The 6,321-nt window shown below is 37.5% G+C and carries 7 protein-coding genes; all 7 read left to right on the plus strand.

Features of this window, described 5'->3' with window-relative positions:
* The first annotated feature begins 106 nt into the window (after positions 1 to 106).
* The 7 genes from V7150_RS24125 (at position 107) to V7150_RS24155 (ending at position 6,033) form a co-directional block, all read left to right on the plus strand.
* Positions 107 to 1,456 (plus strand): flagellar hook-length control protein FliK, encoded by a 1,350-nt coding sequence (locus V7150_RS24125; protein ID WP_335523306.1) that lies wholly within the window; start codon positions 107 to 109, stop codon positions 1,454 to 1,456.
* 17 nt (positions 1,457 to 1,473) lie between these two features.
* Positions 1,474 to 2,040 (plus strand): flagellar hook assembly protein FlgD, encoded by a 567-nt coding sequence (gene flgD, locus V7150_RS24130; protein WP_335523307.1) that lies wholly within the window; start codon positions 1,474 to 1,476, stop codon positions 2,038 to 2,040.
* Between the two features lie 35 nt (positions 2,041 to 2,075).
* Positions 2,076 to 2,987, plus strand: coding sequence for a flagellar hook-basal body complex protein (locus V7150_RS24135; protein WP_335523309.1), 912 nt, complete (start codon positions 2,076 to 2,078; stop codon positions 2,985 to 2,987).
* 87 nt (positions 2,988 to 3,074) lie between these two features.
* Positions 3,075 to 4,049, plus strand: coding sequence for a flagellar motor switch protein FliM (fliM, locus tag V7150_RS24140; RefSeq protein WP_335523311.1), 975 nt, complete (start codon positions 3,075 to 3,077; stop codon positions 4,047 to 4,049).
* Between the two features lies 1 nt (position 4,050).
* Positions 4,051 to 5,166 (plus strand): flagellar motor switch phosphatase FliY, encoded by a 1,116-nt coding sequence (gene fliY, locus V7150_RS24145; RefSeq protein ID WP_335523314.1) that lies wholly within the window; start codon positions 4,051 to 4,053, stop codon positions 5,164 to 5,166.
* A 31-nt stretch (positions 5,167 to 5,197) separates the two neighbouring features.
* Positions 5,198 to 5,560 carry a response regulator gene (locus tag V7150_RS24150; protein WP_335523316.1) on the plus strand — a complete coding sequence of 121 codons (363 nt, stop codon included), beginning with the start codon at positions 5,198 to 5,200 and terminating at the stop codon, positions 5,558 to 5,560.
* Between the two features lie 62 nt (positions 5,561 to 5,622).
* Positions 5,623 to 6,033 carry a flagellar protein gene (locus V7150_RS24155; RefSeq protein ID WP_335523319.1) on the plus strand — a complete coding sequence of 137 codons (411 nt, stop codon included), beginning with the start codon at positions 5,623 to 5,625 and terminating at the stop codon, positions 6,031 to 6,033.
* Positions 6,034 to 6,321: the final 288 nt, after the last annotated feature.

The following is a 6,321-nucleotide window of genomic DNA, read 5'->3' on the forward strand; positions in this document are numbered from 1 at the left end:
AAATATAAATTTATTTTTTACTAAAAAATCTCATGACGTAACCTTTTCTATGAGTTATAATGGAAAGTAATTGAAATAAAATTCCAAATGGAAGGGAGGAAGAAGTTTGGATATTACCCAAATACCTATCAAAATAAATCAAACAAATCAATCTGATGGAGGGAAACCAAAGACAATCTCAAAATCCGAAGATTTAGTGAACTCTTTTGATCAGATTTTAGCAATGTTTAATTTTGGGGGAAAATCACCAAATTCGGACGAGCAGTCAGCAACTTCATTACAAAACCTTTCTAATACTGAAAGCGGCCAGATTAATCCGACAACTATCCAAGAAGAGGATTGGCTTCAATTAGACGCTATTTTGACAGCGTTGATTGCTGGAATCCAGCAAGGACCAAATGCACAAGCAAACGAGTCATTTCAACCAGTTGAGTCTGATTTGTTAAGTCAAAAACAATTTGTCCCAATTTATGATAATAACTCGATGGCACAGATGTTACAAATCGTGAAAGATTTTAGTCAAACATCAACTATGGACAATAGTCAATTGAATCATGGAATCGCCCAGTTAATTTCTGATTTGCAGCTACTTGATAAGCAAAAAACATTGGAGATCCCCAGTAATATAAAGGATAAACTCCAATTAATTATGGATGAATTTAATACTGGAAATAACATTGACAGATCAACACTATTAAACAACCAATTACAAAAAAATGAGTTGTTTGCAGCTGAAAATGGTAGTGCAAAACCTATGTTAAGTTTGGATAAAAATCAAGTAATGTTTTCATTTATACCTGAAACTGAAACGAGTATCAAAGGGATAAGTGATTTTGTACGAGATCCAATAACTAAACCATCGGAAGATCTTACAAAGTTTTTTGGACAGATGTTAGTGAAGCATCAACAGATGCAAGTTCCTAATGGTTCAATTGCCCCAAAAACTGAATCGTCCTTCCCACTTCTTCAAGTTTCAGAATTTTCTTCGGAAGTGAGTGAATGGATCAGCAGTAATATAAGATTAACTAACGGCCAGCAAGGTAGTACGCAGGTTAAATTTTCTTTGTTTCCTGAACATTTAGGCCATATTGAGATAAAAATAACATCCCAGCAGGGAATGGTTTCAGCGCAAATTTTAACGGATACATCATTGGCGAAAGAAGCTTTAGAAGGCCAGCTGCACCAGTTAAAGCAGTCTTTGCTACAACAAGGCATTGTAGTTCATAAACTTGATATCGTACAGCAAACGCCGGTGCCAATAGATTTAAACCAAGCAAGTCTATCCTTTTCTCAAGGCGGTTCTGGTTCATCTCCTGAGCAACGAACATCACCGGAACAGGAGCTATCAAAAAATCAGGAAGATACTGATCAAAACGAATTAGACACAGAAACGATATCGCTTACATACAGAGGTGCTCCTTCAAATACCACTTCTAGTATCGATTTTACGGCTTAGAAAGGAGTTAACATTGAATGACGAATTTGTTGGATATCAACACTGTTCCTAATAACAAATCCAAGTTTAATAATATTAAGCCATTCGAAGGAAAAACAAGTTGGGTGGATATCAAAACTGTTCCGAATAACAATTCCCAGTTTGATAATATTAAGCCATACGAAGATAAAAGCATTCTAGGCAAAGATGATTTTCTAAAGATTCTTGTAACACAGTTAGCAAATCAAGACCCTTCTAGTCCACTTCAAGATAAAGATTTTATTGCACAAATGGCAACTTTTAGTTCTTTGGAACAAATGACGAATTTAAATATCGCTTTTGGGAAATTTGCCAATAGCCAAATCAATCAGTATACTGCTGCGATTGGTAAAGAAATTAGCTGGACACCAAATGGTGCCACATCTCCTGTTACCGGTGTGGTAACAGGAGTATCTAGCCAAGATGGAAACTATTTTTACTTGGTTGGGAAGGAAAAAGTTCCTAGCTACCTAGTGACTGAAATCAAGGAAGTCATGCCTGAGGTCACACCTGGACCACCTGAAGTCACACCTGAACCACCTGAAGTCACACCTGTATCGAAATAATGCTATCAAAAATAAGAAAATAGGGAGGAAAAAATATGTTAAAGTCACTTTACTCTGGTATTTCGGGAATGAAAGGGTTTCAAACAAAACTAGATGTAATTGGTAATAATGTTGCCAATGTCAATACGATAGGATTCAAGAAAGGCCGTGTTATGTTTCAGGATATTATAAGTCAAAATATTGCTGGAGCGACTGCTCCTACTGGCCAGCTGGGCGGGATAAATCCAAAGCAAATTGGTCTTGGATCAAAGATTGGTTCCATAGATACAATACATACACCAGGAAGTCCTATGACAACTTACGTTGGCACCGATTTAGCCATAGATGGAGACGCATTTTTTGTTATTACTCCTGAAGATCCAGCATTGAATGGCAAGAGCTTCTTAACGAAGGCTGGTAATTTTACACGAGATGCAAATGGAGATCTAGTCAACTCCAATGGATTTTTTGCGTCAGGTGTTAAAGAGGATGCAACTGGGGTTCAACAAAAAGTTAAGATTAACATAACTAAAGATGAAGTAAATAATAAGAAATTCACGTCATATTCTATCGATGCTAACGGTTATATTAACGTTGTAGATGAAGATGGAAAAAGTGGGAAATTAGCAATGGATGCCACTGGTAAATACTATTTGAACGATTCGTCGACAGCTAATCAAAATGAAAATATTTCCTTGACTACAGCTGTCGTTCCTAACCCTGGAGGTCTAAAAAAGGCTGGTAACACAATGTTTGAGGAAACAGGTAATTCAGGTATAGCTGATATTGGCCGAGTAGAAAACAATAATGGAGGTCAATTTATTGCTGGTGTCCTTGAGATGTCTAACGTTGATTTAACAGAAGAATTTACCGAGATGATTGTTGCGCAACGCGGCTTCCAAGCTAATGCTAGAACAATCACAACTTCGGATTCAATTTTGGAAGAAGTAGTGAATTTGAAACGATAAGATTACTATAGGTAAGAAATAGTTAATCGTATAGATTTTAACAAAAAAATGTTTTAATAACTCAGGGAAGAGTTAGGGGGATGCCCTTTGGCGGAAATATTATCGCAACAAGAAATCGATGCCCTTTTATCAGCATTAAATAATGGCGAATTGGAAGCATCCGATGTAACAGAGAAGAAAGAAAAAGTAAAAGTATATGATTTCAAACGGGCGATGCGGTATTCCAAAGAGCAATTACGAAGCATTACGAGAATTCATGAGAATTTTACCAGATTGTTGACATCTTATCTTTCAGCTCAACTCAGAACGTTTGTTCAAATTGAAATCGATCTGGTAGACCAAGTGAACTACCAGGAATTTATCGCGTCCATCCCCTCGCGAACGATTTTGAACGTTTTTGAAGTGAAACCGATGGATGAAAAAATGGTCATGGAAGTTAACCCTCAAGTGGCCTATGCTATATTAGAACGTTTGCTAGGTGGGCAAGGGGATCCATCTACTCGGAACGGAACATTAACTGATATTGAGACAGTTCTCATACAAAGGATTTTTACTCGTGCGTTTGAAATGTATCGAGAGGCATGGAAAAACATCGAAAATATTAATGTAAAATGGGATGCGATAGAATCCAATCCACAATTTATTCAAATCGCTTCACCAAATGAAACAGTGATTATCATTGCTCTACGTACTACTATAGGAGAGATTACAGGTCGGATGACGCTTTGTTTGCCACATTTAATTGTGGAACCGGTACTGCCTAAGTTATCAACGCACCAAATGCTTTCTTTCATATCCAAAACAAATGTACCTCAGCAGGATAAATTAAAGCAAAACCTAGATTCAGTAACTGTTCCCGTAATTGCTGAAATAGGGGAGGCGACTTTACAGGTTTCCGATTTATTTAATCTCCAGATAGGAGATGTAATCGGAATTGAAACAGGGAAACTAGAAGTTAAAGTTGATAATTTGACAAGGTTTTTGGGGAATCCCGGTCTTCAAAAAGGGCATTATGCAGTGCAAATCGATCAAGTAATCGAGACGGAAGGAGAAGGTCTATAAGATGGGCGATGGTTTATTATCTAAAGAAGAGATCAATACGCTGTTCAATCAAAATAATTCAAAACAAAGTTTATCAATTGATGATTTTTTAAATTCCATGGAGAAAGATGCATTAGGGGAGATTGGGAATATATCTTTAGGAAGTTCTACCACAGCTCTCTCTACTTTATTGAACCAACGTGTAGAAATTACTACACCTACCATGTCAGTAATTGAGCGAGATCGAATGGAAGAGACAATACAAGAAAGAAATGTTGCCGTTCACGTCGACTATACGAAAGGGATCCGCGGCAAAAACCTGTTAATGATTAAAGAAAAGGATGCACAAATCATCGCCGATTTGATGATGGGCGGTGATGGTACGAATCTGGCAGTTGATCTTTCTGAATTACATCTCAGCGCTGTTCAAGAAGCGATGAATCAGATGATGGGCTCCGCGGCAACATCGATGTCGACAATATTTAAACAGAAAGTCGATATTTCACCGCCGTCGATTGATGTTCTCGGTTTTCCACCGAAAAAACTAGAACAATTAGAGGAAGATATTATTATCGAAGTCTCCTTCAGATTAAAGGTAGGCAGCCTTATTGATTCCAATATGATACAGCTAATTCCTCTGTCATTTGGGAAGGAAATGATCCAAAAAATCCTTTCTCCCAATGAAGCAGAAGCTAGTTTGGCTTTGGAAAAAGAAGTCGTTACAACTTCGGTGGGAAGCTCATCTCAACTATCAACAAATATAAATGATGATAGAAGGGTGGCTTCACAAACCATGACATCCACTTCGACAAATGCTAAAGTACAAAAAGTCGAATATGCTGCTATCTCCGAGACACCATCAGCAAGTGCCGGAGCACGTAATATTGATATGTTATTTGATATTCCATTGGGGATAACAGTGGAGTTGGGGCGGACGAAAATGCAAATCCGCAAAATCTTGGAACTAGGACCAGGAGCTGTAATCCAATTGGATAAATTGGCAGGAGAACCTGTGGATATTTTAGCTAATCACAAGTTAATCGCCAAAGGTGAAGTGGTCGTGATCGAAGAGAACTTCGGTGTGCGTATAACAGATATTATTAACCCTATCGATCGTCTAACCAAAATGACTATGTAACTATCAACAATGAATAATGGAGGAGCATACAATGGCAAAGGTATTAATCGTTGATGACGCAGCGTTTATGCGCATGATGTTAAAAGATATTTTAAACAAGAATGGACTAGAAGTTGTTGGAGAAGCAGTAAATGGGGCCGATGCCATTGAAAAATATCGGGAGCTTCAGCCTGATATAGTGACTATGGACATTACGATGCCTGATATGGATGGAATTACGTCTGTTAAGGAAATTAGAGCATTACATCCACAAGCTAAAATTATTATGTGTTCGGCAATGGGACAGCAGCCGATGGTATTAGAAGCGATTCAAGCAGGTGCGAAAGATTTTATTGTGAAGCCTTTCCAAGCCGATCGCGTTATTGATTCCATCAATAAAGTATTAGCAAGCTAAATGGTCACACGATTTCTTGGTTTTATTATTAGTAAGTAAAAAACAAAAGAGGGGGAGGACTTTTGAGTACACCAAAACTAACGAACTGCCCAAAATGTGGGAAGCTATTCCTCCGCGTTAGAAATATTTGTGACGGTTGTTATCAAAAACAAGAAGATGATTTTTTGAAGGCAGCAGCTTATCTGCGTGAACATTCCGGAATTACGATTCAAGAATTAAGCGACGCAGTTGGGGTCTCGGTTGCTCAAATTCGTCAATTTATCTGGGCAGGCCGAATTCTGGTGAATGATTTTCCTAACCTATCTTATCCATGTGAAACGTGCGGAAAAATGATACAAAAAGGGAAACAATGCTCAAGTTGCATAGATACCCTAAAACATTTAGCAAATCAAGTTGAGAAAAGAGAAGAAAAAGGTGACCGCAGCCAGGACCGGGACGGATTGGCCGGCGGATATATATATCATAATTTATAAAAAAATGTGAGCGAGACGTGGAAAGTGTTAACCACTCTCGCTTTTTTTGATTAGATTTTTTACAAACAAATCGCTAGAGCTATGGCGGTTATCGAAAACTATACAAGAGTCAAAAAAAGGTCAAAAAGAAATTGTATGAAATGTCAAAAATTATGATATTATTAAATCCGAAAGAGCTTATTTGATAGAAAGGATGCAACTTCTTTATATAAGTTTGCTTATTTGTTTGAAAAAAATAATTTTTTGATCGAAAAACCAATTCGGGGCCATAAAAGGAGAGGTAAACGA

It is taken from the genome of Neobacillus drentensis (assembly GCF_036965245.1).
GTDB classification, from domain to species: domain Bacteria; phylum Bacillota; class Bacilli; order Bacillales; family Cytobacillaceae; genus Neobacillus; species Neobacillus drentensis_G.